Raw genomic sequence first — 23,512 nt, forward strand, 5'->3', positions numbered from 1 at the left:
AACATGAACGATCGAAGCACTGCCCCGGCCCTGCGTCTCACCAGCTTCTCCCACGGCGGCGGCTGCGGCTGCAAGATTGCGCCGGGCGTGCTGTCTGAAATCCTGCGCAACAGCGGCAGCGGCCTCATCCCGCCCGAGCTGCTGGTCGGCATCGAGACCGCCGACGACGCAGCGGTCTACCAGCTCAATGACGAGCAGGCGCTCATCGCCACCACCGACTTCTTCATGCCGATCGTCGACGATCCCTTCGACTTCGGCCGCATCGCGGCGACCAACGCCATCAGCGATGTCTACGCCATGGGCGGCACGCCGATCATGGCGCTGGCGCTGGTGGCGATGCCGGTCAACCAGCTGCCGCTGGCGGTGATCGGCGAGGTGGTGCGCGGCGGCCAGGCGGTGTGCCGCGAGGCCGGCATCCCGATCGCGGGCGGCCACACCATCGACTCTATCGAGCCGATCTACGGGCTGGTCGTGATGGGGCTGGTGCATCCGAAGCGGCTCAAACGCAATGCCGATGCGAAGGCCGGCGACGTGCTGGTGCTCGGCAAGCCGCTGGGCGTGGGCGTGCTGTCGGCGGCCCTCAAGAAGGAGAAGCTCGACGCAGACGGCTATGCACAGCTGATCGCCAACACCACGCGGCTCAACAAGCCCGGTATCGCGCTGGCCGCGCTCGAGGGCGTGCATGCGCTCACCGACGTGACCGGCTTCGGCCTGGCCGGCCACACGCTGGAGATGGCGCGCGGCGCCGGGCTGCAGGCGGTGATCGATTGGCCGCAGGTGCCGCTCCTGCCCCGGGTCGCCGAGATGGCAGCCGAGGGCTTCGTCACCGGCGCGTCGGGCCGCAATTGGGCCGGCTATGGTGCGGAGGTGCGGCTCGATGCCGGGCTGCCGCCGGTGGCGCAGGACCTGCTGAGCGATCCGCAGACCTCGGGCGGCCTGCTCGTGAGCTGCGCGCCGGACAGCGTGCCGCAGGTGCTGGCGCTGTTCCACGAACAGGGCTTCGAGGCCGCCCGCGCGATCGGTCGCATGGAGGTCGGGCCGGCCGGCCTGCGCGTCAACGCGTAGCGGCGGCGGCTGTTGCACACCGGATTCGACAGCACGAAGGGCATCAGTGCGAGCTTGCGTTCGGGCGAGGGAAAGTGATCTGCAATGTCCGCGGGCCGGGATAGCGGGTAAGCCCGAGGCCCAACGGGCCGGGCAATGGCCTGCTCGTCGTAGCATCGCGGGCATTCGAAGGAATTGGGGCAGTTGGCCTAACTATCCGACGCTTCTAGCTTTAACGGCCTAGGGCTTTGCGAAGAAGATGAGGCCATCGCGTCGGAACCATGACGCGAGTGATGGCGGGATCGGGTCCCGGCGTTATGTGCTCCATCCCACTTCAAGGAAATCATCATGTCCACGCAGAACATCTCCAGCGCCGCCCTCCACGTGGTCGGCCAATACAACGATGCCGGCAAGACCCTGGTCGGCGCCTACCGCGCCGGCGCCCATCGCCTGTTGAACGGCGCCGCCTCGCGCACCAGCCAAATCCTCAACGCCCGCCAACTGCCGCTGCTGAGCGAGACGCTCAAGGTCCGCCTGATCAGCGCGCAGGAGAAGGTCAACGGCTTCCTGGCGAATCGCCTCGACATCGACACCGGCCGCGTCATCGCCGTGATGGACCGCCTCGCCGGCACCACCACCAGCGGCATCGAGTCGGTCACCAACGCTGCCGCGCGCATCGAGTCGCCGCTCGGCAGCTCCGTGCTGCAGGCGCTGGGCACGCTGAACCAGCCGATCGCCGCCGTCTCGGTGCAGATCGCCGACGGTATCGCCGCAGGCGCCAAGAAGATCGAAAGCCGCGTGGCCGGCAGCACCGGCGAAGCAACGCCGGTCAAGACCGTGAAGGCCAAGGCCCGCGCGGCGGTGCGCCGTCCGGTGCGCGCCGCCCGCAAGGCCTGAGCGACGACGCCGTGGCGGACCGGCCGCCTTCCGATTGACCTGTCCTGGAGCAACGCATGGCGACTCGCCGCGATGAAACTCTCAGCGTGAAGAAGAAGGCGGCGGCCGCCGGCAAGAAGGCGGCGCCGACCGGGAAGACGGTGCCACGCAAGAAAGCGGCCCCCACGAAGAAGTCGGCCCCCACGAAGAAGCCTGCGGCCCCCGATCAAAAGGCCGGCGCGCAAGGTTTGTTGCGCGCCGGCCTGAAGGCGCTGGGCAATGTGCGCGACGACGTCGTCAAGCGCCAGACCAATGTCATCGAGAGCCTGCTCGGCATGGGCCAGCCCAAGGGCGATGCGCCGCAGCGCGGCTTCGGGCTGGAGAGCTTCGGCATCCGCAAGTTCGAGGACGTCTTCGACCAGCGCGTCGCCACCGCGATGCAGCGGCTGGGCATGCCGACCGCGCAAGACATCCAGGAACTGCGCGAGCAAATGAAGCGCCTGCTCGAACACCTGGAGCGCATCGAATCGGCACAGCGCAAGCGCTGAGCTCCACCGTCGAGCCCAGAGTCCGTGGCCAGCAACAACACGCGCGAGCGCATCCTGCAGACCAGCCTTGCGCTGTTCAACGCGCAGGGGCTCGCGGCCGTGTCCACGCACCGGATCGCCGCCGAGCTCGAGATCAGTGCGGGCAACCTGCACTACCACTTCAAGGCCAAGCAGCTGATCGTCGATCGCCTGTTCCGGCGCTTCGAGGAGCAGCTGGCACTGCTCAACGCGTCCTCCGGGACGGTTCGCGCCATCGACGATCTGTGGCTCGCGCTGCATCTGCGCTTCGAGGCCATCGACGCCTACCGCTTCGTCTACCGCGACATGGCCTTTCTTGCGGGCGAGTACCCGGTGCTGGGCCAGCGGGCCCAGGCCCTGACGGCGCAGAACCTCCTGGCCGCGCAATCGCTGTGCGAGGCGCTGCGTGCCGCCGGCGTGATCGAGGCGACGGCCGAAGAGGCGCAGATGCTCGCGCTGCAGATGGTCTTCACCACCACCTGCTGGCTCTCCTTCGAGCGGCTGGTGCCGGGGCGCGATGCGCTGCAGCAGGCCGATCCGGGGCTGGCCGCCTTCTACACGCTGACGCTGGTTTCCCCTTATGTTTCCCGCGAATCGAGGGCTTACCTTGATTACCTGCGCGGCAAATACCTCGGATAACGGGGCACGCGCAGTCAAGCAGAACGACAAAGGAGCTATTCATGATGGCAGCCACCCACGACCACGTCGATCCGCCTTCGCGCCTGTTGCTGCTGGCGGAAGGGCGTGCCCTCTGGGAGGCCGGCGCGGCCCTGGCCCTGTGGCCGTTGCTGCAACTCACGCCGCGTGGCGACGGCCACCCCGTGCTGGTCCTGCCCGGCCTGGTGGCCAGCGACTTGTCGACCAAGCTCTTGCGGCGCTACCTGCAAGGACGCGGCTACGACGCCCATGGCTGGGGCCTGGGACGCAACCTCGGCCCGCGCGAGGGCATCGAGGACGGCATGGTCGCCAAGCTCGAAGCCCTGCATGCCGGGACCGGCCGCAAGGTCAGCCTGGTCGGCTGGAGCCTGGGCGGCGTCTATGCGCGCCTGCTCGCCACGCGCCATCCGCAATGGGTGCGCAGCGTGGTCACCCTGGGCAGCCCTTTCACCGGCAGCGCCCGCGCCACCCACGCATGGCGCGTCTACGAAGGCGTGAGCGGCCAGAGCGCGGAGGACCCGCGGCGCATGAAGCATGCGCGCCCCACGCCGCCGGTGCCGACCACGTCGATCTTCAGCCGCAGTGACGGCGTGGTCGCCTGGCGCTGCAGCGTGGAGGCGCCCGGGCCGCAGTCCGAGAACATCGAGGTGATCGCCAGCCATCTGGGGCTGGGCGCCCATCCGGCCGTGCTCTATGCGCTGGCGGACCGGCTGGGGCAGCCGGAGGGGCAGTGGAAGCCCTTCGATCGCAGGCTATGGGGGCCGCTGGTCTATCCGGATCCCACGCGGCCGGCGTAGGCGCGGCGCCCGCGCTACTTCGGCGGCTGGTACTTGACCTTCGCCGCTTTTTTCATTGCCTCCATCGCCTCGCTCGGCGTGAGCAGGGGCGTCGTCTTGAAGGTGCGCAAGGCGCCGCTCGCGCCGATCGCCATCGAGATGGCGGCGGCGCTCGCGTTGTCCGGCAACTCAGCGATCGCCACCACGTCGTAGTCGCCGAATGACAGCCACAGCCCGTGCAGCTTGCCGCCGGTACTTTCGAACACCGGTGCGACAGCGGCGGCGCGGTCCTGCGGGTTCTTGATCAGGCTGGCCGTGGCGCTCGTGTCGTAGGACGCTTGAACCAAGTAGAAAGACATGATGTCTCCTCGGTGTGAAGCGGAAGATCCGCCATGCCATCCTAGGCCGTGGCAACGCGAATTCAAGCGACGAACGCAAGCGCCTTTCCTGCGCGGGAAAATCCCCGATCTCCGAACTTCGAGCAACCCCCATGACACGCAGACTCATCAGCTCCGGCTCCACCTTCGAGCAGGAGATCGGCTATTCGCGGGCGGTGGTGGACGGCGACTGGGTGTTCGTCTCCGGCACCACCGGCTTCGACTACGCGACCATGACCATTCCCGAGGGCATCGTCGAACAGGCCGAGCAGTGCCTGCGCAACATCGGCGCGGCGCTGGCCGAGGCCGGCGCCTCCTTCGCGGACGTGGTGCGGGTCAACTACGTACTGCCGGAGGCGGGGGACTTCCCGCCCTGCTGGCCCGTGCTGCGGAGGCGAGTGCAGGCCGGCAGCGATGATGATCTCCGCGGGCCTCGCCGATCCGCGCATGCGCATCGAGATCGAGGTCACGGCGCGCAAGCGCGGTTGATTCGCATCGAGGCGCGCCCGGTTGTGTCCCGGACGCCGATCTCCGCGAGGGCTCCGGGGAATCGGGTCGTCTCAGTTGCCCGCCCAAACGTCCAGCACGTAGCGCTTGTCGGCGATCATGCGTTCCAGCCAGGCCTCGCCGTCCTGCCCATGCTCGCGTGCGATGTCCGACAGCGCGCGCCGCACATCGGGCTCCATGCGCGAGCCGTCGCCGCACACGTAGACGATCGCGTCCCGGTCCAGCAGCCGCCAGACCTCGGCGGCCTGCTCGCGGATGCGGTCCTGCACATAGACCTTGCGCTCGCCGGCGCGCGAGAAGGCGGTGAAGAGCCGCAACACGCCGCGCCCGGCCCAGGCCTGCAACTCGTCCCTGTAGATGAAGTCCTGCTCCGGGTGCCGGCAGCCGAAGAAGAGCAGGGCCTCGCCGAGCGTTTCGCCCGCGTCGATCCGCGCCTCGCGTTCCTGCAGGAAACCGCGGAAGGGGGCGAGCCCGGTGCCCGGCCCGACCATGATCACCGGGCGTTGCGGATCATCGGGCAGGCGGAAGCCCTCGGCCGTGGTCTCGCGCACCACGCCGTGCACCAGTTCGCCGGCCTCGGCGCGCGCCAGGTAGCTGGAGCACACGCCCTCGAATTGCCCGAAGCCCGAGCGCGCCGGGCCCGCCACCACGCCCACGGTGATGCTGCAGCGCGATTCGTCGACACGCGGCGAGGACGAGATCGAGTAATAGCGCAGCGACAGCGGCGACAGCATCTCCAGGAACGCGGCAAAGGGCGGCTGGCTCGCGGGAAACTCGTCGAGCAGGTCCAGCACCGACTTGCGCTTCTGCAGCACCTCGCTCTTGTAGAGCCCCATGGAGGCTTCATCGGCGCTCGACAGCGCTTCCAGCCTGGGCCGCGTGGCGGGGCATGGCGTATGGGCCGCGAGCTGCGCGATCTGCTTGCGCGTGGCCACGTCCTGCAGCTCGACATAGTCGGCGAGCAGCCGGTCGACCGCGATCACCTCGTTCACCGGCAGCGCGGCCTTGCGTCCCGGCGCCGCCTGCAGCCGCACATGGGCCTGGCGTTCGAAGCGAAAGCGCGCCATGGCGCGCTCCACCTGCGCGGCGCCATTGCGCGGCACCACGCTCAGGTGGTCGCCGGCGCGGTAGCGCACGCCTTCGGGCAGCTGCAACTCGACGTGGCGGGTGGAACGGTCGTTGCCGACAAGGTCGCCGCCGTTCTGCAGCTCGCGGTTCTGCAGGATGCGCATGCCCACTGCGCCGAGCGCATCCACCAGCGCGTTCTTCTGCGGCGGCGGCATCTCCTCCAGCGTGTAGAGCGGCTCGATCTGCAACGGCGCCGAATCGGTGGCCTTCAGAGCGAAGGCCTTGGCGAGCTGCGGCCACAGTGCGTCGCTCCAGTCCTGGAAGGCGCCGTCCATGTCCTCGCGCGCATCGCCTTCGCCGCGCGTGTGGACGCGCGTGGCGCCCAGCGCTGCCAGGCGCTCGTCGATGCGCCGCGGCACGGCCTGGTAGGTGGAGGCCCAATCGGTGTTGCCGCAGCCGAAGACGCTGAAGCGCACGCCCTTGAGCGCATCGTCGGCCTGGTCCAGCCAGCGGTGGAACTCGGCCGCGTTGTCGGGCGCCATGCCGTTGTAGGAGGCGCAGACGATCGCCACCGCGCCTTCTGCGGGCAGGCGCTCGGCATAGTCGTCCAGGGAGGCGAGCTGGGTCGAGAAGCCGCGCATCTCGCCGGCCTCGGCCAGCTGGCGCGCCAGGTCTTCGGCACTTCCCAGGTTGGAGCCCTGCAGCACCAGCAGCGGCGTGCCATGGCGCGCGGCCTGCGGCCTTGCGACAGGGCGCTCGGTCGCAGTCGCCACGGGTTGCACGGCCAGGGCGGCGTCGCTGCGCGGGCGAGTGGCCGGATCGCGCGGCACCGCCCGGATCTTGAAGCCCTCCGGCTTGATCGTGAGGGCCTCGCGGATCTTCAGCTTGTAGCCCGTGTGGTCGACCAGGTCGAAACGCTGCAGGATCATGCCCAGCGTGAGCACCGCCTCCTGCAGCGCAAACTGGCGCCCGATGCAGGCGCGCTGCCCGTTGCCGAAAGGCTTGAAGGCGTTGGCGGGGCGTTCGCGCTCGGCCTCGCGGCTGAAGTGGTCGGGGTTGAAGCGGTCGGCGTCCTCGCCCCACACCGTCTTGTCGCGGTGCAGCGCGAGCGCATGCATGATCACCATGTTGCGCTTCTTGATGGTGTACTGGCCGCCGATGGTGGTGTCTTCCTTCGCGGCCATCGCGATGGCCGGCGCGGTCGGGAACATGCGCAGCGATTCCTTGAGCACCTGAAGCACGTAGACGAGCCGGTTGACCTGCGCGTAGGTGGGCTTCACCGTCGGATCGGAGCCGAACACATGGTCCACCTCGGCCTGGGCCCTGGCCATGGCGTCCGGGTTGTTCAGCAGGAAGTAGAGCGCGAAGGACAGCAGGCCGCTGGTGGTCTCGTGGCCCGCGATCAGGAACTCGATGCACTCGTCGCGGATCTGCCGGTCGTCCAGGCGCTCGCCGGTCTTCTTGTCCACGCCCGCGATCATGTAGCTCAGCAGGTCCGGCTTGGCCCCGATGTCGGCCCCGCTCTGGCGCCGCTCCTGGATGATGTCCTCCACCATCTTGTGCATGAAGCGGATGTCCTTGCGCTGCTGGGCCAGCTGCTTCTTGAGCATCAGCGCCTCGAGCGGGATGCCGCGCCGGTTCTGCACCGTCTCCAGCGTGCGCACCATCGCGTCGACGAAGGGATGGAAGCCCTCGCGGTAGAAGGAGTTGAAGCGGTAGCCGAAGCCGCACAGACCGATGGTGTCGAGCGTGAGCGCGGTCATGTCGCGCACCACGTCCACTTCCTCGTCGAAGTTCAAGCGCTCCCACTTGGTCACCAGCTGCTCGGCGATGTCCAGCATCATCGGGTGGTAGGCCTGCATCGCGCGCTGGCTGAAGTTGGCCAGCAGGATGTTGTGCGGCTTCGACCAGGTCGACTCGTGCGTGTCGGAGGTGAACAGCCCGTGCGAGAGCGCGCGCAGCCGGCGCAGCGTGCCCTTGGTGCTCTTGTCGAAGCGCTTTTCGTCGCACAGCTCGTCGACCAGCGCGGCTGACGAGACCACGATCACCGGCATGCCCGGCATGTCGAGCCAGTAGATGGCGCCTAGCTCCTGCGCGATCTTCCACATGTCGAGCACCGGCGACTCGGAGCCGATCGACAGGAGGTTGCCGACGAAGGGTTTCCTCGCGGGGTGCGGGATCGGGTAGAGCGGATTCTTGCCTGCCATGGTGTTCTTCGACCTCCGGTCCGCCCTTTGCGAGCGACCTCGCAGTATCCCGATGCCGCCCCGCGCGGCAGGCAGGGCTATCCCTTAGCGCGGGGCATCAGGAGGCAGGCCGCACCATCTTGCATTCCGTCCCCTGCGCCAGCTCGTTGCCGGTGTAGACCGCGTCGGTGCGGAAGCCGTAGTTCGTGCCTTCCCAGCCCACCTTGACCGCCTTGCCGTCCACCGGCGCGATGGTGTTGACCACCTGCGGCAGCAGCAGCTGGTGGTCCTCGGCGCGCATGCGAACGGGGCCGACCACCGAATCAAAGCTCAGGTCTTCCATCGCGCGCGCCACCTTGGTGGCGTCGGTGCTGCCGGCCTTGTCGATCGCCGCGGACAGCAGGCGGGGCGTGAACTCGATGCGCGGCGCGAGGAAGTCCTTGCCGGTCTTGGCCTTGTAAGCCTTGGCCAGCGCGTCGGCCCTGGGCACGCCAGCCTCGCCCGGATGCCATTCGGCCACCCAGGTCAGCTGACCCAGCTTGGCCTGCGACACCGCCAGCACCGTGCCCGGCACCGAGCCGGCGCTGTGATTGAAGTAGCGCAGGTTGTACCCGGCATCGCCCGCGGCCTTCAGCAGCAGCGTCATGTCCTGGCCCCAGTTGCCGGTGATCACCGTATCGGCACCGGCCTGCTTGACGTTCGCGATGTAGGGCGCGAAGTCCTTCACGCGGCCGATCGGGTGCAGCGTCTCGCCGACGAACTGCACATCAGGCCGTGCCAGGCCCACGAGCTGGCGGCCGTAGTTCGCCCATTGCCTGCCGTGCGCATAGTCCTGGTTGAGCAGGAAGATCTTCTTGATGTCCGGCGTCTTCTTGATGTAGTTGGCCAGGGCCTTCATCTTCATCGCCGTGTTGGCCTCGGTCTGGAAGTGCCAGAAGCTGCAGCCCTTGCCGGTCATTTCGGGGTCGATCGAGGAGTGGTTGAGCACGATCAGTTCCTTGCCCGGGTTGCGCTGGTTCCACCGGTTGACCGACTGCACCAGCGCCGTCACCACGGAGGAGCCGGAGCCGCCGGTGACGATCGCCTGCGCGCCCTGGTCGATCGCGGCCTGCAGCGCACTCTGGCTCTCCTGCGCCGAGAGCTTGCTGTCGAACTGCAGCAGCTGCAGCTTCGTGCCGCCGAGCACGCCGCCCTTGGCGTTGATGTCCTCGATCGCATACTGCGTGTGCGTCAGCATCAGCTCGCCGACGTTGGCGAAGGGACCCGAGAGCGGGTCGATGTAGGCGATCTTGTAGGTCTGCTGGGCCTGGGCCGCGCCGGCCGCGAGCAGCATGGCCGCGGCCAGCGGCGCGAAGGCGAAAGAGGGCTTCATCGCTTGTCTCCGGAAGGGGTGGAACGAAAGGGAAGGGCGCAGGGCAGCCGCTCAGCCGCCCCGATCGCGCAGGCCCAGCACGCGCCACGCGAGCTGCGCCAGTTCGGCCACCACCTCGTCGGGCGAGAGCCTGCCGTCGGGCCGGTACCAGCTGTAGAGAAAGCCCGGCAGGCTGAGCGCGGCCAATGCGGTGATCTTGGTTTCGCGGAAATGCAGGTCCCCGTCGCGCCGCGCCTCCTCGAGCAGGGGGCAGAGCCGGTCGTAGAAATGGTGCGCCAGCTTCTTCTGCGCGGCGATGTACTCGGGCCGGTAGACCTGCGGCTCGCGATAGGGGAAGAAGGCGCACGGGTGGTGGGCCACCGTGGCACGGATCAGGCGCTCGATGCCTTCCTTGACCTTGTCGACCGCGGGCCGCGGATCGCCCTCGGCGAAGTCCAGCGAGGTGAAGCAGTCGACCGCGGGCTGCCACGAGAGCGTCTCGAAGATCTCCTGCTTGTCGCGGAAGTAGTAGTAGACGAAGGGCTTGGTGACGTCGAGCGCGCGCACGATCTGCGCCATCGTCGTATTGGCATAGCCCTGCGCCGCGAACAGCTGCGCGGCTGCCTGCAGGATGCGTTCGCGCTGCACGTCGGTCCCCGCGGTGGCGGCGCGCTGGCGGCCGGTGCCCTGGGGCAGGTCGGTGCGCTCAGAGGGTTTGTGCGGTGTCGCCGAGGTTATACCCATCGGTAGGATTGTTGGAGCACCATGCGGCCATGGCAAGCGGCCAACCCTATCGATAACCCTGTGAGAGTGACGCCATGGAGACAATCACCGCGCTTCCCGATCGCCCTGTTCAACCCCTGCACGAGTACCTGCGCACGCATGCGCGCGAGCGCGGCGGGCATCCTGCCTGCATCTGGTACGGCCATGCGATGAGCTATGCCGAACTCGATGCCGCCAGCGATGCCTTCGCGGCGCGGCTGCAGGCCGCCGGCGTGAAGAAGGGCGACCCGGTGGTGCTCTTTCTCAACAACTGCCCGCAGTACCTGGCGGCGCACTACGGCATCCAGAAGATCGGCGCGATCGTGTGCCCCAGCAGCCCGCTCAACAAGGAGCACGAGCTGGCCTACCAGGTCGACGACCTGAAGGCGCGCGTGATCGTCGCGGCCTCCTCGCTGCTGCCGGTCGTCGACAAGGTGCGTGCCCGGAGCGCGCTGCAGCACGTCTTCGTGGTGCACTACGCCGACCTGCTGCCGCAGGCGCCCACGCTGGACCTGCCCGCCGACCTGGCAGCGGCGCGCGACGAGCCGCGCAGCGTGCCCACCGGCTGTGAGGATTTCCTGGCCGTCATCAAGAGCGGCGAGCGCCCGGCGCCGGTCGCGCTCTCGATGGATGACGTCGCCCTGATGACCTACACCTCCGGCACCACCGGTCTGCCCAAGGGCGCGATGCTGAGCTACGGCAATGCGCTCTTCAAGACGCGCGCCGCGGCCGACTGCAACGGCGTCGCGGGCGGCGATGTGCTGCTGTCGGTCGCGCCGCTCTACCACATCGCCGGCATGCTGATGGGCGTGAACGTGCCGGTGCTCACCGGCGCGACCTCGGTGCTGCTGCACCGCTTCGAGCCGCGCGCGGTGCTGCAGGCCATCGAGCGCTACCGCGTCAGCTGGTGGTACAGCATTGCGCCGATGAACGTGGCCTGCATGCAGGTGGAGGGGGTCGCGGACTTCGACCTGTCCAGCCTGCGCATGAACCCGGTCACCAGCTTCGGCATCACCTTCACCGAGCCGTTGGCGGCGCAATGGCGCGGCTTCGCGAAGAACTGCACCTCCTTCGAGGCGGCGTACGGCCTGTCCGAGACCCACACCTGCGACACCTACACGCCGCACCACGCGCCGCGCTGGGGCACGCAGGGCATCGCAGTGCCGGGTGTCACCATCCGCATCGTCGACCCCGACACGGGTGCGGACCGGCCGGTGGGCGAGATCGGCGAGATCGTGCTCGCGAGCCCCGGCAGCTTCAAGGGCTACTGGAACAAGCCCGAGGCGACGGCCGCCACCCTGCGCGGCGCCTGGGTGCATACCGGCGACATGGGCAAGCTCGATGCCGACGGCTACCTGAGCTTCATCGGCCGCTTCAAGGAAATGATCAAGGTCTCGGGCTACAGCGTGTTCCCCGAGGAGGTGGAGACCATCCTCACCAAGCACCCCGCCGTGGCACAAGCCGCGGTCATCGCGGAGCCCGACGCGGAGAAGGGCGAGGTGGTCAAGGCCTTCATCGTGCGCAAGCCCGGTGCCGCGCTCGAGGCCGAGGCGCTGGTGGCCTGGGCGCGCGAGAACATGGCTCCTTACAAGGCGCCGCGCACGGTGCGCTTCATCGACACGCTGCCTGCTACCGGCGCCGGCAAGGTGTTGCGCCGGCTGTTGAAAGACCATCCCTGAAAGGCCCGCGTTGTTCAAGAAGATTCTCGTGGCCAACCGCGGCGAAATCGCGGTGCGGCTGGTGCGCGAGCTGCGCGACCTGGGCATCGCGAGCGTGGCCGTGCATGCGAAGGACGACGCCGCTGCGCTGCATGTGCAGCTGGCCGACGCGGCCGTGCCGCTGGCCGCGACCGGGCCCGCGGCCTACCTCGACGGCGCTGCGCTGATCGCAATCGCGCAAGCCCAGGGTTGCGATGCCGTGCATCCCGGCTATGGCTTCCTGAGCGAGCGCGCTGATTTCGCACAGGCCTGCGCCGAGGCGGGACTCTGCTTCATCGGCCCCACGCCGGATCAGCTCGCGCTCTTCGGCGACAAGGCACGCGCCCGCGCGCTGGCGCAGCAGTGCGATGTGCCGGTGATGCCGGGCAGCGCCGGCGCGGTGACGCTCGCAGAGGCGCAGGCCTTCTTCGCGGCGCAGCTGGCGGAGGATGCCCCCGGCGTCATGATCAAGGCCATCGGCGGCGGTGGCGGCCGCGGCATGCGCGCCGTGCTGCGGGCATCGGATCTGCCGGAAGCGCATGCGCGCTGCATGTCAGAGGCCAAGGCCGCGTTCGGCGTCGAGGGCGTGTATGTCGAGCGCCTGATGCGCAACGCACGCCACATCGAGATCCAGGTGCTGGGCGACGGCCGTTCGGTCGCCAGCCTGGGCGAGCGCGAATGCACGCTGCAGCGGCGCTTCCAGAAGCTGGTCGAGATCGCGCCCAGCTCCTCGCTGCCGCCGGCGCTGCGCGAGCGGCTCACGCAGGCGGCGCTGCGCATGGCAAAGGCCGTGGGCTACCGGAGCCTGGGCACTTTCGAATTCCTGGTGGACGAGGCGTCGACGCGGCTGCCCTTCGTCTTCATCGAGGCCAATCCGCGCCTGCAGGTGGAGCACACGGTCACCGAGGCCGTCACGGGGCTCGACCTGGTGCAGCTGCAGATTGGCGTCGCGGCGGGGCAATCGCTGGAAGCGCTCGGCATCGACGCCGACCGCTGTGCCGCGCAGCGCGGCTTTGCCGTGCAGTGGCGTCTCAACGCCGAGACGCTCGATGCGCAAGGCCACGCACGCCCGGCCAGCGGGAGCCTGTCGCGCTTCGACTTGCCGGCGGGACCCGGCGTGCGCGTCGATACCCATGGCTACGCGGGCCTGGCGCCTTCGCCGCACTACGACACGCTGCTCGCCAAGGTGATCGTGCACACGTCCTCGCCGCGCTTCGACGACGTGCTGCGGCGCTCGCTGCGCGCGCTGGAGGAATGCCGCATCGAAGGCGTCGAGACCAACCTCGCGTTGCTGCGCGCAATCGCCGAGCGGCCCGAGTTCGCGACGCAGAAACTGCACACGCGCTTCGTCGAGGCGCATCTTTCGGACTTGCTCGCCGCGGCTTCGCGCATCGACGCGGCCGCGGCCCGGGCGGCGCACCCGCCGGCGGTCGAGCCGAAGGCCATGCCGCCGGAGGAAGACGCGGCCGGGCTCGTCGTCAAGGCGCCGATGCCTGCGCGGCTGGTGCAGTTCGAGGTCGAGGTGGGCGATGTGCTGCCCGCCGGCGCGCAGCTCGGCGTGCTCGAGGCGATGAAGATGGAGCACCTGCTGCACGCCCCCGCCGCCGGCCGCGTGAGCGCGCTGCTGGCCGCGCCGGGCGACTACCTGGTCGAGGGCCAGTCGCTGCTGCGGCTCGAGGCGATGGAGGCGCAGGACGTCCACGCCGAAGCGAAAGGCGAGCAGGACCTCGATGCGATCCGGCCCGATCTGCAAAAGGTGATCGACCGCCATGCCTTCACGCTCGATGCGAACCGCGGCGCCGCGGTCGCGAAACGGCAGGCGCAGGGTGGCCGCACGGCGCGCGCCAACATCGCGGACCTGTGCGACCTTGCCGCAGACCCGGGCAACTTCAGCGAATACGGTGCCCTGGCGATCGCCGCGCAGACGCGCCGCCGCACGCTGGAGGACCTGATCGCCAACACGCCGGCCGACGGCATGGTGACCGGCATCGGCAGCATCAACGCCAGGCAGTTCGGCCCCCAGAAGTCGCGCTGCGTGGTGATGGCCTACGACTACACCGTGCTCGCCGGCACGCAGGGAATGCGCAACCACCACAAGACCGACCGCATGCTGGGGATCGCGCACCGGCTGAAGCTGCCGGTGGTGCTGTTCGCCGAAGGGGGCGGCGGGCGGCCGGGCGACACCGACATGCCGATCGTCGCCGGCCTCAACAACCACACCTTCAGCCAGTTTGCGGCGCTCTCGGGCCAGGTGCCGGTGGTGGGCATCGCGCACGGGCGCTGCTTCGCGGGCAATGCGGCGCTCCTGGGCTGCGCCGACGTGATCATCGCCACCGAAGCCAGCAACATCGGCATGAGCGGACCCGCCATGATCGAAGGCGGCGGGCTCGGCACTTTCGCGCCCGAGCAGATCGGGCCCAGCGGTGTGCAGTCGCGCAACGGCGTGATCGACCTCCTCGTGAAGGACGAAGCCGCGGCAGTGGCGGCGGCGAAGCAGTACCTCTCGTACTTCCAGGGTGCGACGGACGAATGGCAGTGCGCCGATCCGCGTGCGCTGCGCCATGCGGTGCCCGAGAACCGGCTGCGCGTGTACGACGTGCGCGCCGCGATGCGCGGCGTGGCCGACACCGGCTCCCTGCTCGAGCTGCGCGCGGGCTTCGGCGCCGGCATCGTCACCGCGCTGGCACGCATCGAGGGCAGGGCCGTCGGCCTGTTGGCGAACAACCCGCATCACCTCGGCGGCGCCATCGACGTCGAAGCGGCCGACAAGGCCGCGCGCTTCATGCAGCTGTGCAATGCGCATGGGCTGCCGCTGGTCGCGCTGTGCGACACGCCGGGTTTCATGGTCGGCCCCGAGATCGAGGCGCAGGCGCAGGTGCGCCATGTGTGCCGCATGTTCATGGTGGCCTCGCACCTGCGCGTGCCGTACTTCGCGGTGGTGCTGCGCAAGGGCTACGGCCTGGGTGCGCAGGCGATGACCGCCGGCGGCTTCGATGCCCCGGTCTTCACCGTGGCCTGGCCGACCGGCGAGTTCGGCGCGATGGGGCTGGAGGGCGCGGTGCGCCTGGGCTTCCGCAAGGAACTCCAGGCCGCAGCCGAAGGGGCCGAGCGCGATGCCCTGTTCAAGAAGCTGGTCGCGCAGCAGTACGCGAACGGCGAGGCAATCCACATGGCGCAGACGCTGGAAATCGACGCGGTGATCGACCCCGCCGACACGCGCGCCTGGCTGGTGCGCGGACTCGCGTCTGCTGCAGCGGCACAGCGGCCTGCCACGCCCTACGTCGACACCTGGTAGCGCCTTCGGCCCTCCGTCCGACAATGGCCGGGCCGGGCTTGCGTAAACTGCCTCGCTTTGCGCATGAACCTGGTTTCACGACGACGCTTCACCCAGGCCGGGCTCGCGCGCTGCGCGGGCCTGTGTCTCCTGGGCGTCACGCCCCTGGGCCTTGGCGCCAAGCCGAAGCACGCGGAGTCGCCGGGCTGGGCTGCGAGCTGGGCCGCGGCGCCGTTCGACTACATGCCGGCGCCGCTGTTCCCGGGGCTGCCCTCGCTGCCCGCCAAGCCGCAGCACTTCGATGGGCGGAGCTTGCGCCAGCAGATGGTGTCCGGCCTGGGAGGCGAGCGCGTGCGTGTGCGTTTCTCGAACCTGTTCGGGCATCAGCCGCTGCACATCGTCGATGCCAGCGTGGGGCTCTCCGCCGGTGCCGATGCGGTTGCGCCGGACAGCCTCCAACGCTTGCGTTTCGGCGGCCGCGCCGGCGTCACCATCGCGCCGGGCCGCGAGGCCTGGAGCGATGGCGCCCGGCTCGCAGTGGAGCCCGGCCAGAGGGTCGCCGTGGGCTACCAGGTCGAGGCTGGCACGCCCTTCGCCACCTTGCATCCACTGGGCGCGACGGTGATGCTGCCGGGCGCCGCCGTGATGCGGGCGAAGTGGCCTGGCGCCGAGCCTTCGCCCATCAACCACATCGTGACCGGGCTGGACGTTGCCATGCAGGTCATGCCGCGCGTGGTGGTGGCCTTCGGCGATTCGATCACCCAGGGCACGGGAAGCGCCGAGGCCCCGCCGGCGAGTTATCCGGACCGGCTGGCCGCGCGCCTGCGGGAGCAGCCCGGCGGCGATGGGGCCTTCTCGGTGATCAATGCCGGCATCGGGGGCAACCGGCTGCTCGTGGACGGTACGGGCCCGCGCGGCATCGACCGCTTCAGGCGCGACGCGTTGGGGCAGAGCGGCGTGACGCATGTGCTGATCCTGATCGGCATCAACGACCTCGGCGTCAGCCTGCCGGTTGCGATGCAGGGGCTGTCGCCGGCCTTCAGGCCGGCCAGCGCCGAGCAGCTCGCCGCCAGCCTGCAGCAGTTGATCGAGCAGGCGCGCGGCCGCGGCGTGAAGGTGCTGCTGGGCACGATCACGCCCTTCAAGGGCGCGGCCTACTGGAGCGAGGAGAAGGAGTTGCGGCGGCAGGCCCTGAACCGCTGGATCCGGGGCCGCCAGGACGTCGACGCCGTGGTGGATTTCGACCAGGCGCTGCGCGATCCCGGCGATCCTGCCGCGATGGACCCGCGCTACGACAGCGGCGATCACCTGCATCCCGGCCCGGCGGGCTATGCCGCCATGGGCGATGCGGTCGACCTGCGCGAGCTGCAGGAGTAGGCCCGGGGCGGCAACAAAAAGCGACAGCGCTTTACAAAAAGCTTCGGGCCGGGCTTACAAGGGCTTCACAGGGCGCAGGGAGGATGAAGGCTCCAATCACTCATGAGGGCATCCCCATGAAAAAACTCGCGATCTCTTTTGCTGTAGGCGCCGCGTCACTCCTGTCGGTGGGTACCGCCGTCATGGTTCCAACCACCGCGCAGGCGCAGCCCGCCGTCATCGTGCAGACGCCGCCGCCCCCGCCGCGCTCCGAGCACGTGCCACCGCCGCGCCGCGGCTATGTGTGGGCACCGGGCCACTACGAGTGGCACCGCGGCCGCCACGTGTGGGTGGCCGGAAACTGGGTCCGCGCACGGCCGGGCTACGCCTACCGCGCGCCGGAATGGCGTGAGCGCGACGGCCGCTGGGAGTACAACCGCGGCCGCTGGGACCGCGACCACGACGGCGTGCCCAACCGCTACGACAGGCGGCCGGACAATCCGAACCGCAGCTGATCCTTGGACTCGCCCGTGAGTCGCTTGAAAAAGCCCGCCCCACGTCGGCGGGCTTTTTCTTTCCAGAAAAGCCGGGAGACCGGCGGCATCGCGAGCGCTGCCAGAACCACGCCCTGCCCCGGCCGCCCAAGCCCTCATGGTCAGAAGCGCGGCAGCTCGGCGTGGGGAATGATCCGTCCCCCACGAAACACCTGCTTGCCGTATTCGGCGCAGCGCTGCAGCGTGGGGATGGCCTTGCCTGGATTGAGCAGCCCTGCCGGATCGAAGGCGCGCTTGACGCCGAACATCTGCTCGTTCTCCTCGGCCGTGAACTGCACGCACATGCTGTTGAGCTTCTCGACGCCCACGCCGTGCTCGCCCGACACCGTGCCGCCCATGGCGACGCTGGTCTCCAGGATGTCGGCGCCGAAGAGCTCGCAGCGGTGCAGCTCGTCCGGGTCGTTGGCATCGAAGAGCACCAGCGGGTGCAGATTGCCGTCGCCCGCGTGGAACACGTTGCAGCAGCGCAGGCCGTACTTCTTCTCCATCTCCTGGATCGCCAGCAGGATGTCGGCCAGGCGCTTGCGTGGAATCGTCGAGTCCAGGCACATGTAGTCGGGGCTGATGCGGCCCGAAGCGGGGAAGGCGTTCTTGCGGCCGCTCCAGAATTTCAGGCGCTCGTCCTCGCTGGTGCTCACCGAGATCGCGGTGGCGCCGGAGGCGCGCAGCACCTCGCTCATGCGAAAGATCTCTTCCTCCACCTCTTCCGGCGTGCCGTCGGATTCGCACAGCAGGATGGCCGCGGCCTCGAGGTCGTAGCCGGCGCGCACGAAGTCCTCGACCGCGGCCGTCATCGGCTTGTCCATCATCTCCAGGCCGGCCGGGATGATGCCGGCGGCGATCACAGCGGCCACCGCGTCGCCGGCTTTGCGCACGTCGTCGAAGCTGGCCATGATGCAGCGCGCCAGCTGCGGCTTGGGCACGAGCTTGACCGTGACCTCGGTGGTGACCGCCAGCATCCCCTCGCTGCCCACCACCAGGGCCAGCAGGTCGAGACCGGCGCAGTCCAGCGCCTCGCTGCCGAATTCGACCGGCTCTCCCTCGGCGGTGAAGCCGCGCACGCGCAGCACGTTGTGCAGGGTCAGGCCGTACTTGAGGCAATGCACACCGCCCGAATTCTCGGCCACGTTGCCGCCGATGGTGCAGGCGATCTGGCTCGACGGATCGGGTGCGTAGTAGAGGTTGAAAGGCGCGGCCGCCTCGCTGATCGCGAGGTTGCGAACGCCGCACTGGACCACGGCGGTGCGGCTGACCGGGTCGACTTTCAGGATGTTGTTGAATTTCGCCAGCGAGAGCGTCACGCCCATCGCATTCGGCATCGCGCCGCCGGAGAGCCCCGTGCCCGCGCCGCGCGCCACCACCGGCACACCCAGTGCGTGACAGGTCTGGAGCACGGCTTGCACCTGCGCCTCGGTCTCGGGCAAGGCCACGGCCAGCGGGCGCTGGCGATAGGCGGTGAGGCCGTCGCACTCATAGGGCGTGGTGTCCTCGGCCTGCCAGATCAGGGCATGCGCGGGCAGGCGGGCCTGCAGTGCGCGGACCACCTCGGCCTGGCGTTCGGCGGCCTGCAGGGGGTCGCGCTGGGTCGTCGTGGTGGGCGCGTTCATGGGTGGGGCTCCGAGGCAGGTGGCGATGCGCGCTACTTGAAGACCACCGTGCGGTGCCCGTTGAGCAGCACCCGGTGCTCGCTGTGCCACTTGACGGCGCGGGCCAGCACCTGGGTCTCGGTGTCGCGGCCGCGGGCGGTGAGGTCCTCCACCGTGTCGGTGTGGTCGGCGCGTTCCACGTCCTGCTCGATGATCGGGCCCTCGTCGAGGTCGGCCGTCACGTAGTGGGCGGTGGCGCCGATCAGCTTCACACCGCGGTCGTGCGCCTGGTAGTAGGGCTTGGCGCCCTTGAAGCTGGGCAGGAAGGAGTGGTGGATGTTGATCGCGCGGCCGGCAAGCTGCGTGCAGAGGTCGTTGCTCAGGATCTGCATGTAGCGTGCCAGCACCACCAGCTCGGCACCCTCGGCCTCGATGATTTCCAGCTGCCGGGCTTCCGCCTGGGCCTTGGTGGCGGCCGTCACGGGGATGTGGTGGAAGGGCACGTTGTAGCTGGCCGCCAGCTGGTAGAAGTCGCGGTGGTTCGAGACGATGGCGCGCACGTCGATCGAGAGCAGGCCGCTCTTCCAGCGGAACAGCAGGTCGTTGAGGCAGTGGCCTTCCTTGCTGACCAGGATCACCGTCTTCATCGCCTCGGTCGCCACGTGCAGCTTCCAGCACATGCCGAAGCTCTGGGCCAGGCCCGCGATCTGATCGCGCAGCGCAGCCTCGCCATGGTCGCTGCAAGCGAAGCGCACGCGCATGAAGAACAGGCCGGTCCCGTGGTCGTTGTACTGCGCTGCTTCTTCGATGTTGCCGCCGCGCTCGAGCAGGAAGCCGGACACGGCATGGACGATGCCGGTGCGGTCGGGGCAGGAAAGGGTGAGGATGTACGCGGGGGTCATAAGGGCGAGGATTGTCGCAGGGCTGCCGAAGATTGCGCCCGGTGCCAAAATGCCCTTCCCCCAGCATCCACCCTGCAGGAGCGAAGAAGATGGCCTACAACGACTTCAGCATGGACAACCAGTGGTTGCCCTTCACCCCCAACCGCCACTTCCGCAAGGACCCGCGCGTCTTCGTTGCGGCCGACGGCATGGAATTCACCACGCACGACGGCCGCAAGGTGATCGACGGCATCTCCTCGCTGTGGTGCGTGGGCGCGGGCCACAACCGCAAGCAAATCAACGAGGCGATCAAGAAGCAGCTGGACACGCTCGACTACGCCACGGCCTTCCAGGTCAGCAATGACAAGGCCTTCAAGGCGGCCGAGCTGATCGCCGCGATGGCCCCGGGCGACCTCAACAAGGTGCTGTTCTGCAACTCGGGCAGCGAGGCCGCCGACACCTCGCTGAAGGTGGCGCTGGCCTATTACCGCGCGCGCGGCGAAGGGCACCGCAACGTTTTCATCGGCCGCGAGAAGGGCTATCACGGCGTGGGTTTCGGCGGCATGTCGGTGGGCGGCATTCCGGGCAACCGCAAGGTCTTCGGCTCGGCCTTCCTGCCGCGCGTGGATCACATGCGCTTCATCCACGATCCGGTGAATCACGCCTACATCCACAACCAGGAGCCCGTGTGGGCCGAGGACGCGCTGGCCGATCTGGAGCAGCGCATCCTGCCGCTGCACGACCCGAGCAACGTGGCCGCGATCATCGTCGAGCCGGTGGCCGGCTCGGCCGGGTGGTACCTGCCGCCCCAGGGCTACCTGCAGAAGCTGCGCGAGATCTGCGACAGGCACGGCATCCTGCTGATCTTCGACGAGGTCATCACCGGCTTCGGCCGCATGGGGACGAACTTCGCATCGGACTTCTACGGCGTGGTGCCCGACATGCTGAACTTCGCCAAGTGCGTGACGAACGGCGTGATCCCGCTCGGCGGCGTGATCTGCCGCGACAAGCTCTACGACCAAATGATGAACACCTCCGCGCCGGAACACGTGGTGGAGTTCTTCCATGGCTACACCTACTCGGGCCATCCGGTGGCCTGCGCCGCGGCGATCGCGACGCTGGATCTTTTCGCGAAGGAAAAGCTCTTCGCGCGCGCCGGCGAGATGGCCCCGGTGTTGGGCGATGCCTTTCACGCCACCTTCAAGGGGCTGCCCAACGTGATCGGCATCCGCAGCCTCGGCCTGGCGGCGGCGGTGGAGTTCGCGCCGATCGCGGGCGCGCCGGGCAAACGCGCCTACGACATCTTCCTGGACTGCTTCCACCACGGCGCGCTGGTGCGTCCGGCCGGCGACGTGATCGTGATCGCGCCGCCCTACGTGGTCGAGAAGTCGCACATCGACACGCTGGTCAACACGCTCGCGGATTCGATCCGCAAGAACGCCTGAGACGCCTGCGCGGTCCTCAGCCCGGGGGGCGTGCCTGCGCCCGCAGCGTTGCGCAGTAATCCTTCTCGGGCAGCGCGGGCGTCTGCCACACGGCGTCGAAGGCGTCCGGCTCGCGCGGCAGCACCGAGGGGAGGCCGGCCTGCAACCGCACCGTCTTCACCGAGAGGTCGCTGGGCAGATGCTGCGGCACGCCCAGCGCCTTGGCACTGTGGCCGGCGCCGCTCACGAGCAGCACCGTCTTGCCCGGCATGCGGGCCTTGAGGAGGGTCTGCGCCATGGCGCGGTCGCGGGCGATCTGGATGCGCGTCATGGGGCCGATCTGCGACTCGGGGAGCAAGCGGCAGTGGCCCTCGCGCACGGCCTCCTGCTGGACCTTGAGCGCCTCGGCGCCGAGCTGGGCGTCGAGTGATACGTCGGCCATCGCATCTTTCATGCGTGCATGCCCGAGGTTGGCGCCGAGCACCGGAACGCCGGCACGCACCGCGGCCATCACGACCGGCCCGTAGTCGCTCCAGGGCCATGCCTTCTCGTTCCAGCCCAGGGCGGTCTGCACCTGGGCCTCGGTCGCGTCGGCGCCCAGGTGGGCGGTGCTGTTGCCTTCCTCGGCCATCTCGATGGCCAGCGCCGCCAGGCGCCCGCGCGCCGCCAGCGCCTCGACCATTTCGCGCTCGATCGCCTGGTGTTCGCTGGCGTCATGCTGTTCGCCCAGAAGCACGGCGTCGGCCGGCAGCAGGGCCAGGGCACGGCGGGCAACAGGCGCATCCGCCGGTGGCCCGAAGGCCGCGCAACCGGGGAGTAGGGCCACCGCCAGAAGGGCGGCCGGCCAGGCAGGCAAGGAGAGGGAGGGACGCGCCATCGAGGCATCCTACGCGAGGGCGGCGCGCCGAGCGCCATCACGCGCGTTCAATGGGAGCGTGAGCGAATTTTCGGGACGCGAAAGCGAAGTTGGCCGAGGCCTTTGGCAAAGCGAGGAGGGCGCCGGTGCTTAATGGACCAGCACCGGCGTATGGGCGAGTTCGGCATAGCCTTCGAGCGTGTCTTCGACCTCTTCCTGGGTCGGTGTATTGAGTTGCCACGCGGCGATCTGCTGCTGGAAGAGCTCCGCCCAGGAGCCATCGAGATAAACCTCCTTGCCGGAGCGCTTGTCCACGATTTCGAAGCCATGACGCGCGAGCACGGGAATGTTCGGCGCCACGGGCACGTCGCCTTCGGTCGGCTGCACGTGCACGACGACAAAGGAGTCGGAGTCGTAAAGCATTTGCATGGCGGGTCCAGTGAGGATGTCTGTGGCCTTCATGTTGGTTAGATAGCACTGAACGCGCCAGTTTCAATAAGAGCTGTTGTTTTGTAGGCACGCGCCGTCATTTTTTGTGCTTTTATTGGCTTCAGGGGCGGGCACCTTGAGCCTCCCGCAACTGGAAATCCGCGAAATCGCCATTGGCCTGGGTCTGCCGGATCCGCACCGGCAGATAACCGAGTTCGGGCGCAATCCAAAGCTCAACCTTGTCGTCATAGGGCTTGCGCGGGTTGCGCGTGACCTTGCGGGCGTTGAACTCGCCGGCCGGCAGGGTCAGATGCTCGTCCTCCTCGACCTTGAAGATCCAGAGGTCCGCATCGCGCGGTCCCACCGTCTGGATCGCGAAGGCCGCGCCGGGCGGATAGCGGCCCGGATCGCCGGCCATCAGCGCGCCGAGCTGAAGGATCACGCTGAGCCGGTCCTGCGCACCCGGCAGGAGCGGCGCGCTCGGCGCGTTGTTGCTGAACACCACCTGGCCCTGTTCACGCAGGAAATGCGCGGCCACCTCGTTGCGGCGTGTGTCCGAGAAGCGCGCGGGTTCGATGCCGCCGGGGCCGATCGCACCATGGCTGTGCTGGCTGCGGAGGGTCTTGAAGAGGAAATTGAGCGCGAGCTGCGCGTCGTACTGCTGGCCATCCTGCTGCCAGAGCAGTTTGCCGAACACGCCCTGCATCGGCGCGGTGCCGATCTGGCCCGTGACCGCAAACGCGAGCTGCACCGACCCCGGGATATGGATTGGAGCCGGCGCCTCCGCCTGGCCCGGGGTGGCACCGCTTCCGGCCGCGGCCGCCGGTGCGGAGCCCGTGCCTGCAGGGTCGCCCGTGGCCGCGCCTGGAGCGGCTTCGGCGGGGCCGGGCTCCGCCGGCGCCTCGGCCGCCGCGGACGCTGGCGGCTCGGCTGCCGGTCTTTCGGGGGGCACCGAATTCGATGCCGCGGGTGCAACCGATCGGGGCGCCGGCTTGGGTCGTGCGGGGCGGGGCGGGGCGGGCTTGGCGGCGGGCGGCGGTGGCGCTTCCGCCGGCGCTGCCGCAGGCGGTGCGACGACGATGGTCCGCGTGATGAACTTGCCGGCCAGCGGCGAGGGATGCGGCCCCCCCGCCAGGGGCGCCAGGCCCAGCAGGGCCAGGTGCGCGAGCAGCACGGCGGCTGCCAGCAGCAGCAGCACGCGCCAGGGCGGGCGCGGGACGCTGGGCGGGGCGGGAGCGGCGAAGCGCGGGTGCATCGGGAGTGGATCGGAGGCTGCTGCCAAGGT

19 protein-coding genes and 1 pseudogene are annotated in these 23,512 nt (G+C 69.0%); 11 read left to right on the forward strand and 9 right to left on the reverse strand.

From position 1 onward, the window contains the following. The first annotated feature begins 3 nt into the window (after positions 1 to 3). From selD to J2739_RS07635, 5 genes are all read left to right on the forward strand, one after another. Positions 4 to 1,065, forward strand: coding sequence for a selenide, water dikinase SelD (selD, locus tag J2739_RS07615; RefSeq protein ID WP_309900166.1), 1,062 nt, complete (start codon positions 4 to 6; stop codon positions 1,063 to 1,065). Between the two features lie 327 nt (positions 1,066 to 1,392). Continuing rightward, the gene (locus J2739_RS07620; RefSeq protein ID WP_309900168.1) at positions 1,393 to 1,941 is read left to right on the forward strand and encodes a hypothetical protein; all 549 of its coding nucleotides are present in this window, start codon (positions 1,393 to 1,395) and stop codon (positions 1,939 to 1,941) included. 56 nt (positions 1,942 to 1,997) lie between these two features. Then, on the forward strand, positions 1,998 to 2,468 hold the full coding sequence (locus tag J2739_RS07625; protein ID WP_309900170.1) for a phasin family protein: 471 nt from the start codon (positions 1,998 to 2,000) through the stop codon (positions 2,466 to 2,468). A gap of 24 nt (positions 2,469 to 2,492) precedes the next feature. Continuing rightward, complete coding sequence (locus J2739_RS07630; RefSeq protein ID WP_309900172.1) at positions 2,493 to 3,125, forward strand: TetR/AcrR family transcriptional regulator; 633 nt, start codon at positions 2,493 to 2,495, stop codon at positions 3,123 to 3,125. A gap of 41 nt (positions 3,126 to 3,166) precedes the next feature. After that, positions 3,167 to 3,940 (forward strand): esterase/lipase family protein, encoded by a 774-nt coding sequence (locus J2739_RS07635; protein ID WP_309900174.1) that lies wholly within the window; start codon positions 3,167 to 3,169, stop codon positions 3,938 to 3,940. A gap of 14 nt (positions 3,941 to 3,954) precedes the next feature. Here J2739_RS07635 and J2739_RS07640 read toward each other — a convergent pair whose 3' ends face one another. Beyond that, entirely contained in the window at positions 3,955 to 4,278 is a 324-nt protein-coding gene (locus tag J2739_RS07640) for a GYD domain-containing protein (protein WP_309900176.1), read from the reverse strand. Positions 4,279 to 4,409: 131 nt separating this feature from the next. On the opposite strand from J2739_RS07640, the pseudogene J2739_RS07645 reads away from it, so the two are divergent. Then, a pseudogene (locus J2739_RS07645) lies at positions 4,410 to 4,616 on the forward strand (Rid family hydrolase); the annotation flags it as partial. Positions 4,617 to 4,856: 240 nt separating this feature from the next. Here J2739_RS07645 and J2739_RS07650 read toward each other — a convergent pair. From J2739_RS07650 to J2739_RS07660, 3 genes are all read right to left on the reverse strand, one after another. Then, positions 4,857 to 8,078, reverse strand: coding sequence for a bifunctional cytochrome P450/NADPH--P450 reductase (locus J2739_RS07650; protein ID WP_309900178.1), 3,222 nt, complete (start codon positions 8,076 to 8,078; stop codon positions 4,857 to 4,859). 97 nt (positions 8,079 to 8,175) lie between these two features. Further along, a complete protein-coding gene (locus J2739_RS07655; protein ID WP_309900180.1) occupies positions 8,176 to 9,429 on the reverse strand; it encodes a branched-chain amino acid ABC transporter substrate-binding protein in 1,254 nt (417 codons plus the stop codon). A gap of 51 nt (positions 9,430 to 9,480) precedes the next feature. Next, the gene (locus J2739_RS07660; protein WP_309900182.1) at positions 9,481 to 10,152 is read right to left on the reverse strand and encodes a TetR/AcrR family transcriptional regulator; all 672 of its coding nucleotides are present in this window, start codon (positions 10,150 to 10,152) and stop codon (positions 9,481 to 9,483) included. Positions 10,153 to 10,235: 83 nt separating this feature from the next. On the opposite strand from J2739_RS07660, the gene J2739_RS07665 reads away from it, so the two are divergent. The 4 genes from J2739_RS07665 to J2739_RS07680 all read left to right on the forward strand — a co-directional run bounded on the left by J2739_RS07665 (position 10,236) and on the right by J2739_RS07680 (position 17,012). Then, complete coding sequence (locus J2739_RS07665; protein ID WP_405053858.1) at positions 10,236 to 11,849, forward strand: AMP-binding protein; 1,614 nt, start codon at positions 10,236 to 10,238, stop codon at positions 11,847 to 11,849. Positions 11,850 to 11,859: 10 nt separating this feature from the next. Beyond that, positions 11,860 to 15,162 (forward strand): acetyl-CoA carboxylase family protein, encoded by a 3,303-nt coding sequence (locus J2739_RS07670; protein WP_309900186.1) that lies wholly within the window; start codon positions 11,860 to 11,862, stop codon positions 15,160 to 15,162. 63 nt (positions 15,163 to 15,225) lie between these two features. Continuing rightward, positions 15,226 to 16,518 carry an SGNH/GDSL hydrolase family protein gene (locus tag J2739_RS07675; protein ID WP_309900188.1) on the forward strand — a complete coding sequence of 431 codons (1,293 nt, stop codon included), beginning with the start codon at positions 15,226 to 15,228 and terminating at the stop codon, positions 16,516 to 16,518. Positions 16,519 to 16,634: 116 nt separating this feature from the next. Continuing rightward, entirely contained in the window at positions 16,635 to 17,012 is a 378-nt protein-coding gene (locus J2739_RS07680) for a YXWGXW repeat-containing protein (protein WP_309900190.1), read from the forward strand. Between the two features lie 140 nt (positions 17,013 to 17,152). On the opposite strand, the gene J2739_RS07685 is transcribed toward J2739_RS07680, so the two are convergent. Both J2739_RS07685 and purU read right to left on the reverse strand, forming a co-directional pair. Continuing rightward, positions 17,153 to 18,658 (reverse strand): FAD-linked oxidase C-terminal domain-containing protein, encoded by a 1,506-nt coding sequence (locus J2739_RS07685; RefSeq protein WP_309900192.1) that lies wholly within the window; start codon positions 18,656 to 18,658, stop codon positions 17,153 to 17,155. A 32-nt stretch (positions 18,659 to 18,690) separates the two neighbouring features. Continuing rightward, complete coding sequence (purU, locus tag J2739_RS07690; RefSeq protein ID WP_309900194.1) at positions 18,691 to 19,539, reverse strand: formyltetrahydrofolate deformylase; 849 nt, start codon at positions 19,537 to 19,539, stop codon at positions 18,691 to 18,693. A gap of 89 nt (positions 19,540 to 19,628) precedes the next feature. Between purU and aptA the strand changes: the two genes are divergently transcribed. After that, positions 19,629 to 20,963, forward strand: coding sequence for an omega-aminotransferase AptA (gene aptA / locus J2739_RS07695; protein ID WP_309900196.1), 1,335 nt, complete (start codon positions 19,629 to 19,631; stop codon positions 20,961 to 20,963). Between the two features lie 16 nt (positions 20,964 to 20,979). Here aptA and J2739_RS07700 read toward each other — a convergent pair whose 3' ends face one another. From J2739_RS07700 to J2739_RS07710, 3 genes are all read right to left on the reverse strand, one after another. Next, the gene (locus J2739_RS07700; RefSeq protein ID WP_309900197.1) at positions 20,980 to 21,819 is read right to left on the reverse strand and encodes a ChaN family lipoprotein; all 840 of its coding nucleotides are present in this window, start codon (positions 21,817 to 21,819) and stop codon (positions 20,980 to 20,982) included. Positions 21,820 to 21,948: 129 nt separating this feature from the next. After that, positions 21,949 to 22,227 carry a BTH_I0359 family protein gene (locus tag J2739_RS07705; RefSeq protein WP_309900199.1) on the reverse strand — a complete coding sequence of 93 codons (279 nt, stop codon included), beginning with the start codon at positions 22,225 to 22,227 and terminating at the stop codon, positions 21,949 to 21,951. Positions 22,228 to 22,348: 121 nt separating this feature from the next. Continuing rightward, positions 22,349 to 23,509 carry a DUF3108 domain-containing protein gene (locus J2739_RS07710; RefSeq protein ID WP_309900201.1) on the reverse strand — a complete coding sequence of 387 codons (1,161 nt, stop codon included), beginning with the start codon at positions 23,507 to 23,509 and terminating at the stop codon, positions 22,349 to 22,351. Positions 23,510 to 23,512 lie beyond the last annotated feature (3 nt).

The organism is Variovorax soli, from assembly GCF_031454625.1.
Lineage (GTDB): Bacteria > Pseudomonadota > Gammaproteobacteria > Burkholderiales > Burkholderiaceae_C > Variovorax > Variovorax soli_A.